General features: G+C 58.0%; 19 protein-coding genes. 7 read left to right on the plus strand and 12 right to left on the minus strand.

All coding sequences use genetic code 11. The annotated features are described in order from the left end of the window. Positions 1-3: 3 nt before the first annotated feature. Together kefB and kefG are read right to left on the minus strand one after the other, a co-directional pair. Entirely contained in the window at positions 4-1,812 is a 1,809-nt protein-coding gene (gene kefB / locus SERAS12_RS23290; protein ID WP_013814801.1) for a glutathione-regulated potassium-efflux system protein KefB, read from the minus strand. A gap of 2 nt (positions 1,813-1,814) precedes the next feature. Beyond that, on the minus strand, positions 1,815-2,366 hold the full coding sequence (gene kefG, locus SERAS12_RS23295; RefSeq protein WP_006328470.1) for a glutathione-regulated potassium-efflux system ancillary protein KefG: 552 nt from the start codon (positions 2,364-2,366) through the stop codon (positions 1,815-1,817). A gap of 133 nt (positions 2,367-2,499) precedes the next feature. On the opposite strand from kefG, the gene SERAS12_RS23300 reads away from it, so the two are divergent. Further along, positions 2,500-4,413, plus strand: a complete 1,914-nt coding sequence (locus SERAS12_RS23300) for an ABC transporter ATP-binding protein (RefSeq protein WP_013814802.1) — start codon at positions 2,500-2,502, stop codon at positions 4,411-4,413. Positions 4,414-4,427: 14 nt separating this feature from the next. Here the strand turns inward: SERAS12_RS23300 and tauD are convergent, their stop codons facing one another. The 6 genes from tauD to SERAS12_RS23330 form a co-directional block, all read right to left on the minus strand. Beyond that, a complete protein-coding gene (gene tauD, locus SERAS12_RS23305; RefSeq protein ID WP_013814803.1) occupies positions 4,428-5,276 on the minus strand; it encodes a taurine dioxygenase in 849 nt (282 codons plus the stop codon). Continuing rightward, the gene (gene tauC / locus SERAS12_RS23310; protein WP_013814804.1) at positions 5,273-6,109 is read right to left on the minus strand and encodes a taurine ABC transporter permease TauC; all 837 of its coding nucleotides are present in this window, start codon (positions 6,107-6,109) and stop codon (positions 5,273-5,275) included. Before tauC ends, tauD begins: the two co-directional genes overlap by 4 nt. After that, a complete protein-coding gene (gene tauB, locus SERAS12_RS23315; RefSeq protein ID WP_013814805.1) occupies positions 6,106-6,873 on the minus strand; it encodes a taurine ABC transporter ATP-binding subunit in 768 nt (255 codons plus the stop codon). Before tauB ends, tauC begins: the two co-directional genes overlap by 4 nt. A 9-nt stretch (positions 6,874-6,882) precedes the next feature. After that, a complete protein-coding gene (gene tauA, locus SERAS12_RS23320; protein ID WP_013814806.1) occupies positions 6,883-7,878 on the minus strand; it encodes a taurine ABC transporter substrate-binding protein in 996 nt (331 codons plus the stop codon). A gap of 115 nt (positions 7,879-7,993) precedes the next feature. Further along, positions 7,994-8,776, minus strand: a complete 783-nt coding sequence (locus SERAS12_RS23325) for a PhzF family phenazine biosynthesis protein (RefSeq protein WP_013814807.1) — start codon at positions 8,774-8,776, stop codon at positions 7,994-7,996. 10 nt (positions 8,777-8,786) lie between these two features. Continuing rightward, entirely contained in the window at positions 8,787-9,389 is a 603-nt protein-coding gene (locus SERAS12_RS23330; RefSeq protein WP_013814808.1) for a LysE family translocator, read from the minus strand. Between the two features lie 118 nt (positions 9,390-9,507). On the opposite strand from SERAS12_RS23330, the gene SERAS12_RS23335 reads away from it, so the two are divergent. The 3 genes from SERAS12_RS23335 (at position 9,508) to SERAS12_RS23345 (ending at position 11,739) form a co-directional block, all read left to right on the plus strand. After that, a complete protein-coding gene (locus tag SERAS12_RS23335; protein WP_013814809.1) occupies positions 9,508-10,488 on the plus strand; it encodes a hydrolase in 981 nt (326 codons plus the stop codon). Next, on the plus strand, positions 10,485-10,718 hold the full coding sequence (locus SERAS12_RS23340) for a YheU family protein (RefSeq protein WP_013814810.1): 234 nt from the start codon (positions 10,485-10,487) through the stop codon (positions 10,716-10,718). Before SERAS12_RS23335 ends, SERAS12_RS23340 begins: the two co-directional genes overlap by 4 nt. 151 nt (positions 10,719-10,869) lie before the next feature. After that, positions 10,870-11,739 carry a phosphoribulokinase gene (locus tag SERAS12_RS23345; protein ID WP_013814811.1) on the plus strand — a complete coding sequence of 290 codons (870 nt, stop codon included), beginning with the start codon at positions 10,870-10,872 and terminating at the stop codon, positions 11,737-11,739. Positions 11,740-11,784: 45 nt separating this feature from the next. On the opposite strand, the gene SERAS12_RS23350 is transcribed toward SERAS12_RS23345, so the two are convergent. Next, positions 11,785-12,192, minus strand: a complete 408-nt coding sequence (locus tag SERAS12_RS23350) for an OsmC family protein (RefSeq protein WP_013814812.1) — start codon at positions 12,190-12,192, stop codon at positions 11,785-11,787. 379 nt (positions 12,193-12,571) lie between these two features. Between SERAS12_RS23350 and crp the strand changes: the two genes are divergently transcribed. Both crp and SERAS12_RS23360 read left to right on the plus strand, forming a co-directional pair. Next, positions 12,572-13,204, plus strand: coding sequence for a cAMP-activated global transcriptional regulator CRP (crp, locus tag SERAS12_RS23355; protein ID WP_004090925.1), 633 nt, complete (start codon positions 12,572-12,574; stop codon positions 13,202-13,204). 54 nt (positions 13,205-13,258) lie between these two features. Further along, positions 13,259-15,334: a YccS/YhfK family putative transporter gene (locus SERAS12_RS23360; RefSeq protein ID WP_013814813.1), complete on the plus strand. Its 2,076-nt coding sequence runs from the start codon at positions 13,259-13,261 to the stop codon at positions 15,332-15,334. Between the two features lie 38 nt (positions 15,335-15,372). Here the strand turns inward: SERAS12_RS23360 and SERAS12_RS23365 are convergent, their stop codons facing one another. The 3 genes from SERAS12_RS23365 to SERAS12_RS23375 all read right to left on the minus strand — a co-directional run bounded on the left by SERAS12_RS23365 (position 15,373) and on the right by SERAS12_RS23375 (position 18,929). Further along, positions 15,373-16,590 (minus strand): aspartate aminotransferase family protein, encoded by a 1,218-nt coding sequence (locus SERAS12_RS23365; RefSeq protein ID WP_013814814.1) that lies wholly within the window; start codon positions 16,588-16,590, stop codon positions 15,373-15,375. A gap of 131 nt (positions 16,591-16,721) precedes the next feature. Continuing rightward, positions 16,722-17,297: an aminodeoxychorismate synthase component II gene (locus SERAS12_RS23370; protein ID WP_013814815.1), complete on the minus strand. Its 576-nt coding sequence runs from the start codon at positions 17,295-17,297 to the stop codon at positions 16,722-16,724. A gap of 105 nt (positions 17,298-17,402) precedes the next feature. Beyond that, complete coding sequence (locus SERAS12_RS23375) at positions 17,403-18,929, minus strand: helicase HerA-like domain-containing protein (protein ID WP_013814816.1); 1,527 nt, start codon at positions 18,927-18,929, stop codon at positions 17,403-17,405. Positions 18,930-19,158: 229 nt separating this feature from the next. Between SERAS12_RS23375 and SERAS12_RS23380 the strand changes: the two genes are divergently transcribed. Further along, entirely contained in the window at positions 19,159-19,428 is a 270-nt protein-coding gene (locus tag SERAS12_RS23380) for a hypothetical protein (RefSeq protein WP_013814817.1), read from the plus strand. The last annotated feature ends 13 nt before the right edge of the window (positions 19,429-19,441 follow it).

Here is a 19,441-nt window from a genome sequence, read left to right on the forward strand (position 1 = left end):
AAATTATTCGTATTCATCCCAGCCGTCGAACTGGCGACTCTCTTTTTGCATTTCGCGATGGAAAAGTTCTTCAAGCTCGCGCCGCGCCTCTTTCACGCGGGAAATCTGCGCCACATCGCCATGATGCGGCGGCATCAGTTCACGCAGCATGCGCATGTCCAGCCGGCGAAAGTGCTGCTGCGCGCGATAGGCCTGATGAGGATGCATACCCAATTCCATCAGCGCCTTGCGTCCCAGTTCCAGTGCGCTGGAGAAGGTTTCGCGGCTGAACTGTTTGACCCCGGCCTGCAGCAGTTCGTGCGCCTCCACGCGGCCACGTGCGCGCGCCAGGATGCTCAACTCAGGGAAGTGTTGTTGGCACAAACGCACGATTTCCATGGTGTCTTCCGGCTCATTGCAGGTGATGACAATCGACCTGGCCTTCGCCGCGCCGGCCGCACGCAGCAGCTCAAGTTCGGTGGCGTCGCCGTAATACACTTTATAGCCATAGCGACGCAGCACGCCGACCGCGCTGACATCGCGCTCCAATACGGTAATACGCATCTTGTTGGCCATCAACAAGCGGCCGATCACCTGGCCAAACCGCCCGAAACCGACAATGATCACCTGCGGATCGTCGTCCTCCACATACGGCGTTTCTTCGTCTTCATCCCGGGCGTTGTAACGGCGGGCCAGGATGCGATCGATAATCTGCATCAGCAGGGGTGTGGTCATCATCGACAAGGTCACCACCACCAACAGCAAGGCGAGTTGGTCAGATTGCAGCACCTTCTGCGCCCCCGCAGCGGAAAACAGCACGAAGGCAAACTCTCCGCCCTGGCTGAGCACACCGGCGAACTGCAAACGCACCGAACTGCGCAGGCCAAAGATGCGCGACAGCGAGTACAGCACCCCTGACTTGATCGCCACCAACAGCACCACACCCAGCAGCACTTCGACCAGATGGGTATAGAGCACGCCGATATTCAGCGCCATCCCCACCGAGATAAAGAACAGCCCCAGCAGCAGCCCTTTGAACGGCTCGATGGCAATCTCCAGCTCATGGCGATATTCGCTCTCCGCCAACAGCACACCGGCGATAAAGGTGCCAAGCGCCATCGACAGGCCGAGCGTATCCATAAACAACGCCGCCCCCAATACCACCAACAGTGCGGCGGCGGTGAAAATTTCGCGCACCCCGGAAGAAGCGATATAGCGGAACAACGGCCGCAGCAGGAAACGCCCGCCGATCAGCATGCCGCCGAACGCCGCTACCTTGATCGTGATTTCCGCCCAGTCGTCGCTGGTGCCACCGGCGCCGGCCAGGATCGGGATCAGCGCCAGCGCCGGGATCACCGCCATATCCTGGAACAGCAGCACCGAGAACCCTAACTGGCCGCCTTCATTGCGGTTCATGCCCTTCTCGCGCATCAGTTGCAACGCCATCGCCGTCGATGACATCGCCAGCCCGATCCCGCCGATAACGGCGGCCTGCCAGGCGAAATGGGTCAGATAAAGCAGCGCCCCCAACACCGCGGCGGTGATCAATACCTGCCCGGCGCCCACACCGAATATCGAACGCCGCAGTTCCCAAAGTTTGGTCGGGTTCAGTTCCAGCCCGATGATAAACATCAGGAACACCACGCCCAGCTCGGAAAAGTGCAGGATCTCATCCACATCGCGGATAAAGCCCAATCCCCAAGGGCCGATGGCAATACCGGCGATCAGGTAGCCCAGCACCGCACCAATCCCCAGACGGCGGGCGATCGGCACCGTGACCACGGCGGCAAACAGGAACAGCAAAATTGCGGTCAGTAACGTCGAGCCTTCCATGATCACCTTCCTCCCTGCGGCAGCGGGTTACGCAGCCAGTCGCCATAGGCCGTAGCGTGGCTTTCCAGCACCTCCGGCTTCTGCCGACGCGCCCAATACACCAGCATCGGCGTCAGCCAGTGCATATGGCACATGGCGGCGGTCAGTTCGAACGGGCGCAGGATATCTTCCATCGGATAACGGTTATAACCGCCGGTGCGGTAGGCGCCTTCAGGTTCTCCGGTGGTGATCACCGAACGCCAGTATTTGCCTGCCAACGCATTGCCGCCCATGCCGCTGGCAAAACCGCGCGACAGCACGCGATCCAGCCATTCTTTCAGCAATGCCGGGCAACTGTAGGTATAGAGTGGATGTTGAAAAACAATGACCTGATGTTCACGCAGCAGTTGTTGTTCGTGGTGAATATCAATAAAAAAGTCAGGATAGTGCGCGTATAAATCGTGCACGGTGACATGTTCCAACTGCTGCGCCGGTCGAAGCAAAACCCGATTCGCGACCGAGTCATGGGATTCCGGATGGGCATACAGCAGCAAGACCTTGGGCGGCTGCGACATCATTCCCCTCCAAAGCGTCGTCAGGATAGCGGTTTTCCGTTACCATGCTTCGCAAAGACTAATAATAGGACAGTCTGTGTCCTGTTAACTTAGAATCCTCTCAATTTAACATACTCTGAACATACGGCGCTTTATGATTGTATTCTCCTCGCTACAAATCCGACGCGGTACCCGCGTCCTGTTGGACAACGCCACGGCGACGGTTAATCCAGGTCAGAAAGTCGGCCTGGTGGGTAAAAACGGGTGCGGCAAATCCACGCTGCTGGCGTTGCTGAAAGGCGAAATCGCCGCGGACGGGGGTACTCACACCTTCCCCACTAACTGGGCGCTGGCCTGGGTCAACCAGGAAACGCCGGCATTGGACGTGCCGGCCATTGAGTATGTTATCGACGGCGATCGCGAATTCCGCCAGCTTGAAGCCGAACTGGAATTGGCCAACGAGAAAAACGACGGCCACGCCATCGCCACGCTGCACGGCAAACTGGACGCCATCGACGCCTGGACCATCCGCTCCCGCGCCGCCAGCCTGCTGCACGGTCTTGGCTTCTCCAACGAACAGTTGCAAAGCCCAGTGCGCGCTTTCTCGGGCGGCTGGCGCATGCGTTTGAACCTGGCGCAGGCGCTGGTCTGCCGTTCAGATCTGCTGCTGCTCGACGAACCGACCAACCACCTGGATCTGGACGCGGTCATTTGGCTGGAGCGCTGGCTGAAAGGCTATCCGGGCACGCTGGTGCTGATTTCCCACGACCGCGACTTCCTCGATCCGATCGTCGATAAAATTCTGCACATCGAACAAGAAACCATCAACGAATATACCGGCAACTACTCTTCGTTCGAGCGTCAGCGCTCGACCAAACTGGCGCAGCAGCAGTCGCTGTATCAGCACCAGCAGGAGAAGGTGGCGCACCTGCAAAGCTATATCGATCGCTTCCGTGCGCAGGCCACCAAAGCCAAACAGGCACAGAGCCGCATTAAAATGCTCGAGCGCATGGAGCTTATCGCCCCGGCTCACGTCGATAACCCGTTTAGTTTCAGCTTCCGCCAGCCGGAAAGCTTGCCGAACCCGTTACTGCGCATGGAGAAGGTCAGCGCCGGTTACGGCGACAAGGTGATCCTGAAATCGATCAAGCTCAACCTGGTGCCCGGTTCGCGCATTGGCCTGCTGGGTCGTAATGGCGCCGGTAAATCTACCTTAATCAAAATGCTGGCCGGCTCGCTGGAACCGCTGAGCGGTGAGATTGGCCTGGCGAAGGGCATCAAACTGGGCTACTTCGCTCAACATCAGTTGGAGTTCTTGCGCGCCGACGAATCGCCGTTGCAACACCTGAGCCGCATCGCTCCCCGGGTGCTGGAACAGCAGTTGCGCGACTACCTGGGCGGTTTCGGCTTCCAGGGCGACAAGGTCACCGAGGCCACCGAGCGTTTCTCCGGCGGCGAAAAGGCGCGGCTGGTGCTGGCCCTGATCGTCTGGCAGCGCCCTAACCTGCTGCTGCTCGACGAACCGACCAACCACCTGGATCTGGACATGCGCCAGGCGTTGACCGAAGCGCTGATCGATTTCGAAGGCGCACTGGTGGTGGTCTCGCACGACCGCCACCTGCTGCGCTCCACCACCGACGATCTCTATCTGGTGCACGATGGCCAGGTCGAAGTTTTCGAAGGCGATCTGGATGACTACCAGCAATGGCTGAGCGACCTGCAACGGCAGGAAAACCAGCAGGATGCGCCGGAGAAAGAAAACAACGGCAACAGCGCACAAGCGCGTAAAGATCAGAAACGCCGTGAAGCCGAATTCCGCACCCAGACTCAACCGCTGCGCAAGCAAATCGCCAAGCTGGAACAGCAGATGGAAAAACTGGGCGCCGAACTGGCGGCGGTAGAAGAGAAGCTGGCGGACTCTGCGCTGTATGACATCAGCCGCAAGGCCGATCTGACCGAGTGCCTGCAAAAACAAAGCCAGGCCAAATCCGCCCTGGAAGAGACGGAAATGACCTGGCTGGATGCGCAGGAGCAATTGGAACAGCTGACAAACGAGTTTGAATTGTAGGGGCGCACACGGCTTCACGCCTTGTAAAAAGGTTTATCCCCTAAAATCGTCGCACGGTGCATGATGCGCCGCTGCGGCAGATAATCCGCGTTGGCGTAATGCTGCGTCACGCGGTTATCCCAAATCGCGATGTCATTCTCCTGCCAGCGCCAGCGCACCTGGAACTCCGGCTTGGTGATGTGGGCGAACAGGAAGTTCAGCAATGCCTCGCTCTCCTTCGGTGCCAGATCCACAATCCTCGTAGTGAAACCTTCATTGACGAACAGCGCCTGCCGCCCGCTTACCGGATGGGTACGCACCACCGGGTGCAGCAGCGGCGGGTTTTTCTGCTTCGCCACCTGCCAACGCTGGTGCTCCTCGTCGCTCGACAAATGCTTATGCTCCGGGAATGACTTGGTGAAGTCATGCTCCGCCTTCAACCCGGCCAACAGTTGCCTGAAGGGTTCAGACAACGCTTCATAGGCCGCGATGCCGCTGGCCCACAAGGTATCGCCACCGAAAGACGGCAACGTCTTCGCCGCCAGTATCGCCCCCTGCGGCGGGTTTTCGATAAAGGTGACGTCGGTATGCCAGTTGTCGTTGTCCGGCGGGTTATCGTCATGGGTATCCAGCACGATGATCTCTTCCACGTCGGTGGCGTGCGGGTAAACCGGATGGATGTGCAGATCGCCGAAGCGCCCAGCCAAATCACGCTGTTGCAGCGGTGTGATCGGCTGATTGCGGAAGAACAGCACCTGGTGTTTGAGCAATGCATGATAAAGCTGCTCAAACTGGCCGTCGCCCAAAGGCCGCGCCAGTGCGACGTTTTCCACCAGCGCGCCGATGTAGGGCCCCAGCGGGGTAATCTTCAGACGTTCGTTCATTGCTGTACTCCATGCCACGGGGTCAATCGGCGCTGCAAGGCACGCAGCCCCAGCTCCAGCCCAAATGCAATAATCGCAATCACGCCGATCCCGGCCAACACCACGTCGGTGGCCAGAAACTCACCGGCGGATTGCACCATAAATCCCAAACCGCGAGTAGCGGCGATCAGTTCGGCTGCCACCAGCGTCGACCAACCGACGCCCAGCCCAATGCGGATGCCGGTCAAAATTTCCGGCAACGCACTCGGCAGCACCACAAAACGCAGCACCTGCCAGCGGTTGGCGCCTAAAGCGCGAGCGGCGTGCACCCGCACCAGTGCCACACTGCGCACGCCGGCTACGGCAGATAGCGCAACCGGGGCGAAGATCGCTAGGTAAATAAGCAGAATTTTCGAGGTTTCGCCGATGCCGAACCAAATCACCATCAGCGGCAGATAGGCCAGCGGCGGCACCGGGCGGTAAATCTCAATCAGCGGGTCGAGAATGCCACGCACCGTGTCGTTCAGCCCCATGGCGATACCCACCGGAACGCCGATAATCACCGCCGCCAGCAATGCCACCAGAATGCGTCCCAGGCTGGCCGCCAGGTGCTGCCACAGCGTGGCGTCCATAAAGCCCTGCGGGCTGGCGATGACCAGCAACTGGTGCAACACCTGCTGCGGTGCCGGTAAAAATAACGGGCTGATCAGGTTCAGTGCGGTCACGCCCCACCAGACAGCCAAGACCACCAGCAAGGTAGCACCGCTCAGCAAAAGGTTGCGCGGTATGCGGAAACGACGCGGCGCCGCAACCTGCGGTTGAGCAACCTCTTTGAGGATGGAATGCAGGCTCATAGCAATGCCTCGCGCTGTTGGAACACTTTGCCCAGCACATATTCGCGCTGCGCGATAAATTCCGGATCGGATTTGATCGAACGACATGCCTCGCCGCTGGCGTAGCGCTGGCCGAAGTTCAGCGAAAGGCGCTCCACCACCTGCCCCGGCCCCGGCGACAACAGCAACAGTTCGCTTGCGAGGAAAACCGCCTCTTCAATATCGTGGGTAATCAGCAATACCTGCTTGCCGGTATCACGCCAAATGGTCAGCAGCAGTTCCTGCATCTGCTCGCGGGTGAAAGCATCCAGCGCGCCGAACGGCTCGTCCAACAGCAACAAGCGCGGATCGGCGGCCAGCGCGCGGGCAATGCCGACCCGCTGGCGCATACCGCCGGAAAGTTGCCAGATAAAGTGCCGCTCGTAACCCGCCAACCCCACGCGTTGCAACATCTGCTGCGCCACCTCTCGGCGCTCCTGCTTGCCGATACCGGCCAACTGCAGGCCAAACTCGACGTTATCCACCACGTTACGCCACGGAAGTAACCCCTCATGCTGGAACACCACGCCCCGCTCGGCTCCTGGGCCGTTAACGGACGCTCCATCCAACGTGATGCTGCCAGCTGAGGGCTCAATAAACCCGGCGATCAAATTCAGCAGCGTGGTTTTGCCGCAGCCCGACGGGCCGAGCACCACCACCAGTTGCCCGGCGGCAATCTGGAACGAGACGTCGCGCAGTGCGGGGCGCCCCTGGTAGTCTGCTGAAAGATGGTTAACGTTTAGCATGCGGCTCCCCTACGACTGCGGCGCAGCCTGCACCTGTTTCACAAAGCGGTCGGTCACATAGGCGCTGTAATCGCTGTCGACCTGCGGGATTTTGCCCTGCTGTTTGAGGAACTCGGCGGTATCGCGAATCGCCTTGTCCACCGGCTGACCAAGCTGGGTAATCTGTTCAGCCACCGGCAGATAGGTGTTGCCCTTCACCAGCACCGGCACCTGCTCCTCCGGCACGCCACTCAGGCGGGACAGCGTACCGAGATTGCTTTTGTCCTTCAGCCACTGCTCCGGCTGTGCCAGATAGGCTTTCTGGGCATTCAACGCGCTGGCGGCAAAGGCGGTCACCACCTCCGGGTGTTTTTCGGCGAAGTCCTTGCGCACCACCCAGACGTCGAGCGTCGGCGCCCCCCACTCCCCAACCTGTGCGGAATCGGTCAGGACCTTGCCCTGTTTGGCCAGCTCGTTGACCACCGGCGCCCAGACGTAGGCGCCGTCGATATCACCGCGCTGCCAGGCGGCGGCGATGGCCGGCGGCTGCAGATTGAGGATTTTGACCTGCTCAGGCTTGATGCCCCAATGCTTGAGAGAGGCCAGCAGGCTGTAGTGGGTGGTGGAGATAAACGGCACCGCAATGCGTTTACCGATCAGATCCTGCGGGCCTTTAATGTCCTTCTTCACCACCAGCGCTTCGGAACTGCCGAGCTGCGAGGCGATCAGGAACACTTCGATAGGGAGTTTCTGGCTGGCGGCTACCGCCAGAGGGCTGGAACCGATATTACCGATCTGCACGTCGCCGGAAGCCAGTGCGCGCAATACGCTGGAACCGCTGTCGAATTTGCGCCAGTCAACGGTGGCACCGGACTGCTTGGCAAAGCTGTTTTCCGCTTGCGCCACTTTGGCCGGTTCCGCCGAGGTTTGATACGCCACGGTAACGTCGACCGCCTGCGCACTGGCCGCGCCGAGCGATAACACCAGCAGCGTTACACCGCGTAATGAAAAGAGTTTGCTCGCCATGATCCGCTCCGTTGATAAAAGTCTGTTCAGTTGCTGACAGTTTTATCCGAGCGCTGACGAGCGATAAAAGAATAAAAAAAACCTCGTTATTACCTTGAGGAATATACCATGACATTCAGAGCGATAACTCACCCCGTAAAAACGTCCGTGCATAGCCGCCAATCAAGGTGCGATCGCCTTTCCATTCGCAAAACAGCTCACCGCCGCGGGCGGAAATCTGCCGGGCATGCAGCTTATGGCGCCCCAGGCGCGCAGCCCAATAAGGTGCCAGCGTGCAGTGCGCGGAGCCGGTCACCGGGTCTTCGCCGCCGTCGAGGGTAAAATAACGCGAGACAAAATCTACCTTTTCACCCGGAGCACTGACGATGACCGCACGGCCAGCCAGCGCGATTAAAGCCGGGATGTCCGGCTGCAACGCCCGCACCTGGGCTTCATTTTCCAGCAGCACCAACAACGCGGTGGCCTGCCACACGTCCTGCGGTTTCACGCCGAGCAGCGCCGCCAGCCCAGCCGGTTCTGCCACCTTTTGCGGCAGTCGTGAAGGGAAATCCAGGATCAACCGTTCGCCGTCGGCGGCATCACGCTTAACGTACAGCTCACCGCCGGCCGAGCGGAAGCGGATATCCTGTAGCGCCGGATTCACCGCGCTGAACATCACATGCGCCGCCGCCAGCGTGCCGTGGCCGCAGAGATCCACCTCACGCTGAGGAGTGAACCAGCGAATCGCCGACATGTCGCCATCGTCCCAGACAAAGCTGGTTTCCGGCAGGCACAGCTCATTGGCAATGGCCTGCATCTCGGCAGTCGACAAGGGCTGCTTCAGCAGGCAGACGCCCGCCGGATTGCCACGTAAGCCTTCGCCGGTAAACGCCACTACGTGGAAGTAATTGTCCGTCATCCGCAATTCCTTAATGCCAGATAAGTAACACACAGGCCGCGGTTAACAGCCCCATGGAAAGGTTAAACAAGATCCAGGCCTTTTTGCTGCGCAGCAAGCGGCCAATCACCGTGCCAAACCCCAGCCAAATAACCCCGGCGACGACATTCACCACGAAAATACCCAGCGCAATCGCCAGAATAGAAGCGTTATATTTATCGCCCGCCAGACTGAAGCTCGCCACCGCGCCCAATGCCATCAGCCAGGCCTTGGGGTTGAGGAACTGCAGCAGCCAGCCCTGATACAACCTGATAGGCTGCGGCGGCGCCACGTCGGTTTCCAGCTTTTCATAGGCGGCGGTAGCGACTTTCCACGCCAGCCATAACAGGTACAGGCTGCCGAGGACTTTCAGGATCAGGTGCAGCGCAGGGTAAACCAAAATCAGGCTACCGACGCCGAATGCCACCAGCAGCAAAATGCTTTGCATGCCGAGCATAATGCCCATCATCAACAGCAGTGAGCGCATAAAGCCAAAATTGGCGCCGGAGGTGGTCAGTAACATATTGTTGGGGCCAGGCGTGATCGCGGCAACCCACAGGAAGCCTAACATCGAAAGAAATAAACTCGGTTCCATGAAGCGGGTGCTCCTCACCCGGGGCGTTTTTTGCAGTATTATTGTTAACTCATGGTATTGAAGCTAACAGTGCGCTATTGATCAGACAATAGCCGCCAATAAGATTTTTACTCAGGTTATGCATGAATCCTTTCGCCCTTTGACCGGGGCCAGTAACCCACATTTGCAAACGCTGCTGCCACGGCTGGTGCGCCGCCGCGTGCGGTTGAAACCGCACTGGCAGCGGCTGGAATTGCCCGACGGCGATTTTGTCGATCTCGCCTGGAGCGAAGATCCGGCACAGGCCGCCGGCAAGCCGCGCGTGGTACTGTTCCATGGGCTGGAAGGCAACTTCTACAGCCCCTATGCTCACGGCCTGCTCAACGCCTGGCGTGAAAAAGGCTGGCTCGGGGTGGTTATGCATTTTCGCGGTTGCAGCGGCGTACCGAACCGCAAACAGCGCATCTATCACTCCGGCGAGACGGAGGATGCACGCTTTTTTCTGCGGTGGCTGCACGCCACCCACGGCGAAGTGCCGACGGCGGCGGTTGGCATCTCGCTCGGCGGCAATATGCTGGCCTGCTACCTGGCTCAGCAAGGGGCAGACAGCCTGTTGCAGGCGGCGGTGATCGTGTCCGCTCCGCTGATGCTGGAGCCCTGTTCATTGCGAATGGATCAAGGATTCTCGCGCGTTTATCAGCACTATCTGCTCGGGCAGTTGAAACAAAACGCCACCCGCAAGCTGCTGCACTACCCCGACACTCTGCCGCTCAAGCTGCCGCAACTCCGGGCGCTGCGCCGTATCCGCGACTTTGACGATGTCATCACCTCACGCGTCCACGGCTTTAGCGACGCCACCGATTACTACCGCCGTTGCAGCGCGCTGCCGCTGTTACCGGCAATTCAGACGCCGCTGCTGATCATCCATGCCAAAGACGATCCCTTCATGACCGACGAAGTGATCCCCGACATCGCCGGCCTGCCGCACAACATTGAATATCAGTTGACCGAGTTTGGCGGCCATGTCGGCTTTGTCGGCGGCAGTTTGAACAAACCCCACATGTGGCTGGAATACCGCATTCCATCCTGGCTTTCCCCTTATCTGGAACCCGCAACGTGATTATCCCCTGGAAAGAACTGGAAACCGAGACCCTGAACAGCCTGATCGAGTCCTTTGTGCTGCGCGAAGGCACCGACTACGGCGAACACGAACGTTCGCTGGAGCAGAAAGTGGAAGACGTTCGCCGCCAGTTGAAAAACGGCGAGGTCCTGTTGGTCTGGTCAGAACTGCATGAAACCATCAACATCATGCCGCGCGGGCAGTTCCGTGCCGGGCAGGAAGAAAATTAGTGCCTGCCGGTTCTATGACTGACGGAAAAAATCAGGTAACAATGAACCATTGCAAACCCGCGCGCGGAATTTTGCCCTTGGCGAAAGGGCGTCAAACAGACCAATAACCCTACTCTGACGCCAGCGCATTTAACACGGAGTGACAACCACCATGTCCGCCAAACATCCCGTTATCGCAGTGACCGGCTCCAGCGGCGCCGGCACCACCACCACCAGCGTGGCGTTCCGTAAGATATTCCAGCAGTTGAACATCCGCGCTGCGGAGCTGGAAGGCGACAGCTTCCACCGTTATACCCGGCCGGAAATGGACGCGGCGATCCGCAAAGCGCGCGATCTGGGTCGTCATATCAGCTATTTCGGGCCTGAGGCCAACGACTTCGGCCTGCTCCAACAGAGCTTTATCGAGTACGGCAAGAACGGCACCGGACGGTCACGCAAGTACCTTCATACCTACGACGAAGCAGTGCCCTATAACCAGGTACCCGGCTCCTTTACGCCGTGGGAAGCGCTGCCGGCGCCGACCGACGTGCTGTTCTATGAAGGGTTGCATGGCGGCGTGGTTGCCGAACATACCGACGTGGCCAAACACGTCGATCTGCTGGTCGGCGTGGTACCGATCGTTAACCTGGAGTGGATCCAAAAACTGATCCGCGATACCGGCGAGCGTGGCCATTCACGTGAGGCGGTGATGGATTCGGTGGTGCGTTCGATGGAAGACTATATCAACTACATCACGCCGCAGTTCTCGCGCACCCACATTAACTTCCAGCGCGTGCCGACGGTGGATACCTCCAACCCGTTCGCCGCCAAAGCCATTCCTTCACTGGATGAAAGCTTCGTGGTGATTCACTTCCGCGGGCTGGATCAGATCGATTTCCCTTACCTGCTGGCGATGCTGCAAGGCTCTTTTATCTCGCACATCAATACGCTGGTGGTGCCGGGCGGCAAAATGGGGCTGGCGATGGAGCTGATCATGGCGCCGCTGGTGCAGCAACTGCTGGAAGGCAAAAAAATCGGGTAATGGGTCGGAGCGCGGCGGCAAGCCGCGCCCCTTTATTCTTACGCGTTACGCTACGTCGCGGATTTCAAAGCTGTGAGTCACGCTGGCAGCCTTGTTCAGCATCAACGATACCGAGCAGTATTTCTCGGCGGAGAGGTTCACCGCACGTTCCACGATATTGTCGGTCAGATCTTTGCCGGTCACGATAAAATGCAGGTTGATATGGGTAAAGATGCGCGGCACTTCTTCACGCCGTTCGGAGGTCAATTTTACCTCGCAATCACGCACATCATTACGCCCTTTCTTCAGGATCGACACCACGTCGATAGCGCTGCATCCCCCCACCGACATCAACACCATTTCCATCGGGCTGGGTGCTTTATCGCCGGCGTTGCCGTCCATCAACACCTGATGGCCAGACGCGGATTCCCCCAGAAACGTCAACCCTTCCACCCACTTAACTCTTGCCTGCATATTGGTCACTCCGATTAATTTCTTAAAATCAGAGTACGCTTTCGCATAGAAACTGGCAACGGAACCTGATGCTAGTCATGCGCGAGCAAGACAACACGAGACACCCGCCTCACTCTGTGCTACAAACAGAGCCGCAATAAATCTTTCCGGGACACTGATTTCAGGGAAACTCCCAGAGAAAGGCTCCTTTACCGGTATGTTAATAGAATGTAGCTTGCAGCTCTCCCGGCAAGTTAATATGCTAGAGCAACAGCGTATATTTATGACACGCCTCAAAACCTGCTGCCAGCCACCCTTAAAACAACGGCGACAGCACGTTTTACAGGGAACTCTGACCCCTGTGACACAAGGCAGCGATAACAACAGAGGATAACAGCGAATGGTTCTCGGCAAACCGCAAACAGACCCTACACTCGAATGGTTCCTGTCTCATTGCCATATCCACAAATATCCATCCAAAAGTACGCTGATTCACCAAGGTGAAAAAGCCGAAACGCTTTACTACATCGTAAAAGGCTCCGTCGCGGTGCTGATTAAAGATGAAGAAGGTAAAGAGATGATCCTGTCCTACCTTAACCAGGGGGATTTCATCGGCGAGCTTGGATTATTTGAAGAAGGCCAGGAGCGTAGCGCCTGGGTCAGGGCGAAAACCGCCTGTGAAGTGGCTGAGATTTCTTACAAGAAATTCCGCCAACTGATTCAGGTCAACCCGGACATCCTGATGCGCCTGTCAGCGCAGATGGCAAGCCGCCTGCAAGTGACCTCAGAGAAAGTGGGTAACCTTGCTTTCCTGGACGTTACCGGCCGCATCGCGCAAACGTTGCTGAACCTGGCGAAACAGCCCGATGCCATGACCCACCCCGACGGCATGCAGATCAAAATCACCCGCCAGGAAATTGGTCAGATCGTCGGTTGTTCACGTGAAACCGTCGGCCGCATTCTGAAAATGCTGGAAGATCAAAACCTGATCTCCGCCCACGGCAAAACCATTGTCGTTTACGGCACGCGTTAATCACTGAAAAAACGGCGCGATGATTCGCGCCGTTTTTTTATGCCCCGACCGATCATGTGGCGTCGACTGATTTACCACCCGGAAGTCAATTACGCACTGCGGCAAACGCTGGTGCTGTGTCTGCCGGTGCTCCTTGGCCTGCTGATCGGCCACCTGCAACTCGGCCTGCTGTTTTCCCTGGTTCCCGCCTGCTGTAACATCGCCGGGCTGGACACGCCCCACAAACGTTTTTTCAAACGCCTGATCGTCGGCGGTTCACTGTTTGCACTCAGCAGCCTGTTGCTGCAACAGGCGTTGCTCTGGCAATTGCCGCTGCCGGCGTTGATGCTTGGCCTGGCTCTGCTGCTCGGTGTCAGCGGCGAAATCAGCCCATTACATGCCCGCCTGCTCCCCGCCGCGTTGATCGCCGCCATCTTTTCTCTCAGCATGGCCGGCACGGTGCCACTGTGGTACGCCCCCTTACTGTATGTGGTGGGTACCGCCTGGTACGGCCTGTTCACCTGGTTCTGGTTCAAGCTGTGGAAAGAACAGCCGATGCGCGAATCGCTGAGCCAGCTTTATCTGGAACTGGCGGACTACTTTGAAGCCAAGTATTCCCTGTTAACCCAACATACCGATCCGCAAACCGCGTTACCGCCATTGCTGGTGCGCCAGCAAAAAGTGATGGACCTGATCAGCTTGCTGTATCAGCAGCTCAACTTTTTGCCGCACGCCAATAATCTCGAGCAAAAACGCCTGCAGCGAACCTTTCAGGTCGCGCTGGATTTACAAGAACACATTACCGTCAGCCTGCACCTGCCGGAAGAAGTGCAAAAACTGGTGGAGCAAAGCCAGGCCGAGGCGATTATCCGCCGCAATGCGCAGGTGATTGCCGGCCGGCTGCGCACGGTGGCGCACGATATTCTCTATCATCAATACTCCCAGCGCTTCAGTATGACCAACGAGCTGGCAGCATTGGAAAAAGTGGCCGCACAGCATCCCGACAATCCAGTGGGTCAGTTCTGTTACTACCACTTCAGCCGCATCGCTCGCCTGCTGCGCACCCAGCATCCGTTATACCGTCGCGACCTGATGGCCAATCAAAACCGCCTGCCGTTCTGGCCGGCGCTGTTCAGCTACCTGTCGTTCAAATCCAACGCCCTGCGCAATGCGGCACGGCTGGGGGTAATGCTGGCGGCAGGCAGCAGCCTGGGAATGGTTTTCAATCTGCCAAAACCTTACTGGATCCTGCTGACCGTCATGCTGGTGAGCCAGAACGGCTACAACGCCACCCGGGTTCGCATCCAGCACCGTGCACTCGGCACGTTGGCCGGGCTGGTAATCGCCGCCGGGTTGCTGCAGTTGCAAATGCCCGAGGGCGCTACCCTGAGCGTGATGCTGGTCATTACGCTGGCGGCCTATCTGGTTTCGCGTAAAAACTACGGGCTGGCGGTGATTGGCTTTACGGTGACGGCGGTCTATACCCTGCAACTGCTGGCGCTGAACGGCACACATTTCCTGATCCCCCGCCTGATAGACACCCTGATCGGCTGCGTGTTGGTGTTCGGCGGCACCATCTGGCTGTGGCCACAGTGGCAAAGCGGCCTGCTGCGCAAGAACGCCCATCAGGCGCTGGAGAAAGATCAACAGGCACTGCGCCTGCTGCTGGAAGAGCAGGAACCCGATCCCAGCGCGCTGGCCTATGCGCGCATGCAGGTGAACCAGGCGCACAACGCGCTGTTCACCTCATTGAATCAGGCAATGCAGGAGCCGGGGTTTGAATCCAGCTATCTGGCGGATATGCGCCTGTGGGTAACGCACAGTCAGTTTATTGTCGAACACCTGAACGCGATGACCATTCTGGCGCGCGAGCACTATATGCTGACGCCCAAGCTGGCGCAGGAGTATCTGCAAACCTGCGAGATAGCGCTGCAAAGCTGCCAGCAGCGGCTGGAATACGATGGACCAAGCAGCGGCAACAGCATCATGCAGCCACCGGATTTGCACCCGGAAATGCCGGTTACCGAAATGGAGCGCCACCTGCGCCGCATTCTGTCCCACCTGAGCGTCATGCACACCATTTCGTCGCTGGCCTGGCGCCAGCGCCCCCATCATGGCATCTGGCTGAAACGTAAACTGCGCGATCAATAAGGGCGCCCTGCGGCGCCCCTTGTCATCCCGAAATAAGATTACGCGTTAATCACGTCCTGTACCGCCAGTTCAAACAGCGCCATGCCATCATCGATGTCTTTCAGCTCCACAACCAAAGAAGGCGCAAAGCGGATCACATTAGGGCCGGCGTTGAGGATCATCAGCCCGCGCGCGGCGGCGGCGGTGAGGAAATCGCGCGCCTTGCCGTGATACGGCGGAGTCAGCTCTGCGCCAATCAACAAGCCCATGCCGCGAATGTCGCTGAAAATATCGTATTTCTCGCCAATTTTCTGCAGTGCCTGCACGTACAGATGATGACGTTGTTCGATGCCGCTCAGCACTTCCGGGGTATTGATCACGTCCAGCGCCGCTTCCGCCACCGCACAGGCCAGCGGATTACCGCCGTAAGTGGTGCCATGCGTACCCACCTGCATCACCGAGGCAATCTCTTCGGTGGTCAACATGGCGCTGACCGGGAAACCGCCGCCCAGCGCTTTGGCGGTGGTGAGAATATCCGGCGTCACGCCATAATGCATATAGGCGAACAGCTTGCCGCTGCGGCCCATACCGCTTTGTACTTCGTCGAACACCAGCAGCGCCTGGTGCTTATCGCACAATTCGCGCACGCCTTTGAGGAATTCGGCGTCCACCGGGGTGATCCCCCCTTCGCCCTGGATCGGCTCCATCACCACCGCACAGGTGTGGTCGTCCATCACCGCTTTTACCGCCGCCAGATCGTTGAACGGCACATGCACGATATCCGCCGGTTTTGGGCCAAAACCATCAGAATATTTGGCCTGCCCGCCCACTGAAACGGTGAACAGCGTACGGCCGTGAAAGGCGTTATAAAACGCGATGATCTTGGTTTTATAGGGGCTGTGGCGGCTAATGGCGTAGTGGCGCGCCAGCTTGAAGGCCGCTTCATTGGCTTCCGCGCCTGAGTTGGCGAAAAACACCCGATCGGCAAAGGTGGCATCAATCAGTTTGCCGGCCAGGCGCAGCGCCGGTTCATTGGTAAAAACATTACTGGTATGCCACAGAGTCTCGCCCTGCTGCTTCAGCGCCTCAACCAAGGCTGGATGGCAGTGCCCTAACGCCGTGACCGCAATACCGCCGGAGAAATCGATGTACTCTTTCCCCTGCTGGTCCCACACGCGGCTGCCTTTGCCCTTCACCGGGACAAACTGGGCAGGTGCATAAACAGGCAAGATAACCTGATCGAAAGTACTGCGGCTTACTGGGTATTTTTCGGTCATTATGGGGTCCACCCTAAAAGTGATTCGGTATTTTCACTGCCATTAAGTGAAAATATAATCACAAAATATGCATAAAAAACCAATAAAGGGCAAATGCAAATCGTCTTCGTCGGCAAAAAAAACCTAACTGATTAACTTTTAAGAAAATTATCCAGCAGTTGGTGACCCTGCTCGCTAAGGATGCTCTCCGGATGGAACTGCACACCCTCCAGCGCCAACTGACGGTGGCGGATGCCCATGATTTCATCGCGAACCCCGTCGCGCTCGCTCCAGGCGGTGACGTCAAAGCAGGCCGGCAGCGTGGCGGCTTCCAGCACCAGCGAGTGGTAGCGGGTAACGGTCAACGGGTTGTTCAGCCCGCGAAATACGCCGCTGTCGAGATGATGAATCGCCGAGGTTTTACCGTGCATCACCTCACGGGCGCGCACCACCTTTGCCCCAAACGCCTGGCCCAGCGCCTGATGCCCCAGGCAAACGCCGAGGATCGGCAATTTGCCGGCAAAATGACGGATCGCGGCCAGCGAGATGCCGGCTTCGTTCGGGGTGCAGGGGCCAGGGGAGATCACCAGACGCTGCGGCGCCAGCCGTTCGATATCGGCCAGTTGCAGCTCGTCGTTACGCTTTACCAGCACCTCGGCGCCTAATTCGCAAAAGTACTGGTAAAGGTTATAGGTAAAAGAGTCGTAGTTATCGATCAACAGCAGCATAGTGTTTCCAACGGACATCATCGTAGGGGGCAAATATCTCGCCCCGATTTACACAGGCGCAGTATACAACGCCCCTGCAATACTGCTGCTATCGATAATTTCCGCTTACTTTTTACGGCCGCCCATGATCGAGCCCAGCACGCCGCGCAGGATCTGGCGGCCGAGATCGCGCGCCATGCTCTTGGCGGCGGTCTGGACAATACCGTCGCGCTTGCCGCCGCGCGGGCCGGTGGAGCCGAACAGAATTTCGTTCAGGCCGCCCATCAGGCCACCGCCCGCCTGCTGTTGCGCCTGCGGTTGTTGCGCCTGCTGGCCCGGCTGCGGGCTGCCGACGGTGGCGAACCCTTCCGACGACAGCTTCTCATAAGCCGATTCGCGATCGACCATATCCTCGTAGCGGCCATACAGCGGTGACTTGTTAATTGCGCTGTTTAGCCCTTCAGCCCCCAGCATGCCCATTTTGGACTCCGGCGCGATCACCATCGCACGCTCCACCACGTTAGGCCGCCCTTTCTCGTCGAGGAATGACACCAGCGCCTCGCCCACGCCCAATTCGGTGATCGCCGTTTCCGCGTCGAAAGTCGGGTTGGCGCGTAGGGTTTGCGCTGCGGCTTTCACCGCTTTCTGATCGCGAGGAGTAAAGGCGCGCAGGGCATGCTGCACGCGGTTACCCAACTGACCAAGCACGCTGTCCGGGATATCCAACGGGTTTTGGGTAACAAAATAGATGCCGACGCCTTTGGAGCGGATCAGGCGCACCACCTGCTCGATTTTGGTCAGCAGCGCTGCCGGCGCGTCATTGAACAGCAGGTGCGCTTCGTCGAAGAAGAACACCAGCTTCGGCTGTTCCGGGTCGCCCACTTCCGGCAGATGTTCGAACAATTCGGCCAGCAGCCACAGCAGGAACACCGAATACAGCTTCGGCTGATTGATCAGCTTGTCCGCCGCCAGCAGGTTAATGATGCCGTGGCCGTTGGCGTCGGTTTTCATCAAATCATTGATGTCCAGCATCGGCTCGCCGAAGAACTGATTGGCGCCCTGCTCCTCCAGCGTCAACAGGCCGCGCTGGATAGCGCCGACCGAGGCAGAAGAGATATTGCCGTACTGGGTCTGGAACTGTTTGGCGTTGTCACCCACGTATTGCACCATGGCACGCAGGTCTTTCATGTCCAGCAACAACAGCGCATTGTCGTCGGCGATTTTGAATACCAGTTGCAGCACGCCGCTTTGCACATCGTTCAGATCCAGCAAGCGCCCCAACAGCAGCGGCCCCAGATCGGAAACGGTAGCACGGATCGGGTGGCCCTTCTCGCCATAGATATCCCAGGGAATGAGGGTGCAGGCTTGCGGCTGCCAGTCGCTAACCCCAATCGCCGACAGGCGCGCTTGCAGCTTCTCGGAGGGCACGCCTTCCGCGCCAATCCCCGACAGATCGCCTTTCACGTCAGACAAGAACACCGGTACGCCGATGCGCGAAAACTGCTCGGCCATTCTTTGCAGCGTCACGGTTTTACCGGTCCCGGTCGCGCCGGTAATCAGGCCATGGCGGTTCGCCAAAGCGGGCAAGATCGCCAGATCCTGTACCGGTTTCCCGTCCTTCATCGCTTTGGCGATAATCCGTGCTTCACTCATTTTCTTTTCCTTTGACGCTGGCCCGGCGCGAAAAGCGCCTGTTGATGTCAATAAAGCTATAAGCGCGGCGTAACCCCGTCAAGGACAAACAAAAAGGGCATCATCAAGACGCCCGCAAAGCCAATAATTTCAGATTCCACTGATCCTCGCACTAGCAGTTTCTACCTGCTTGAACAATAAGCCACCGATGATATAGTAAGATTTACGTTGTATATACGAGGTAATTATCATGTCTGAATCTACCGTGGTTATCCGAGTGGATGAGGAATTAAAAATCGCCTTTGCCAGCGCTGCCAAAGCAGCTGATCGCACCGCATCTCAGTTGCTGCGCGATTTCATGCGTGATTTTGTCAGTCGGCAAACTCATCAGAAAGAGTATGAGCAGTGGCTGCAGGAAAAAGTGGACTTAAGCCGCAAAGCGCTTAATGAAGGAAAAATCACTGATAATGAAGCAGTTGAGACCTACTTCGCTGAACGTAGGTCAAAACTGATAAGGTAATGCGATTGCGATA

This window comes from Serratia sp. AS12 (assembly GCF_000214195.1).
GTDB lineage: Bacteria > Pseudomonadota > Gammaproteobacteria > Enterobacterales > Enterobacteriaceae > Serratia > Serratia plymuthica.

Coding starts and splice junctions, on each gene's coding strand:
- kefB (WP_013814801.1), bottom strand. CDS start 1,812: ATGGAAGGCTCGACGTTACTGACCGCAATTTTGCTGTTCCTGTTTGCC.
- kefG (WP_006328470.1), bottom strand. CDS start 2,366: ATGTCGCAGCCGCCCAAGGTCTTGCTGCTGTATGCCCATCCGGAATCC.
- SERAS12_RS23300 (WP_013814802.1), top strand. CDS start 2,500: ATGATTGTATTCTCCTCGCTACAAATCCGACGCGGTACCCGCGTCCTG.
- tauD (WP_013814803.1), bottom strand. CDS start 5,276: ATGAACGAACGTCTGAAGATTACCCCGCTGGGGCCCTACATCGGCGCG.
- tauC (WP_013814804.1), bottom strand. CDS start 6,109: ATGAGCCTGCATTCCATCCTCAAAGAGGTTGCTCAACCGCAGGTTGCG.
- tauB (WP_013814805.1), bottom strand. CDS start 6,873: ATGCTAAACGTTAACCATCTTTCAGCAGACTACCAGGGGCGCCCCGCA.
- tauA (WP_013814806.1), bottom strand. CDS start 7,878: ATGGCGAGCAAACTCTTTTCATTACGCGGTGTAACGCTGCTGGTGTTA.
- SERAS12_RS23325 (WP_013814807.1), bottom strand. CDS start 8,776: ATGACGGACAATTACTTCCACGTAGTGGCGTTTACCGGCGAAGGCTTA.
- SERAS12_RS23330 (WP_013814808.1), bottom strand. CDS start 9,389: ATGGAACCGAGTTTATTTCTTTCGATGTTAGGCTTCCTGTGGGTTGCC.
- SERAS12_RS23335 (WP_013814809.1), top strand. CDS start 9,508: ATGCATGAATCCTTTCGCCCTTTGACCGGGGCCAGTAACCCACATTTG.
- SERAS12_RS23345 (WP_013814811.1), top strand. CDS start 10,870: ATGTCCGCCAAACATCCCGTTATCGCAGTGACCGGCTCCAGCGGCGCC.
- SERAS12_RS23350 (WP_013814812.1), bottom strand. CDS start 12,192: ATGCAGGCAAGAGTTAAGTGGGTGGAAGGGTTGACGTTTCTGGGGGAA.
- crp (WP_004090925.1), top strand. CDS start 12,572: ATGGTTCTCGGCAAACCGCAAACAGACCCTACACTCGAATGGTTCCTG.
- SERAS12_RS23360 (WP_013814813.1), top strand. CDS start 13,259: ATGTGGCGTCGACTGATTTACCACCCGGAAGTCAATTACGCACTGCGG.
- SERAS12_RS23365 (WP_013814814.1), bottom strand. CDS start 16,590: ATGACCGAAAAATACCCAGTAAGCCGCAGTACTTTCGATCAGGTTATC.
- SERAS12_RS23370 (WP_013814815.1), bottom strand. CDS start 17,297: ATGCTGCTGTTGATCGATAACTACGACTCTTTTACCTATAACCTTTAC.
- SERAS12_RS23375 (WP_013814816.1), bottom strand. CDS start 18,929: ATGAGTGAAGCACGGATTATCGCCAAAGCGATGAAGGACGGGAAACCG.
- SERAS12_RS23380 (WP_013814817.1), top strand. CDS start 19,159: ATGTCTGAATCTACCGTGGTTATCCGAGTGGATGAGGAATTAAAAATC.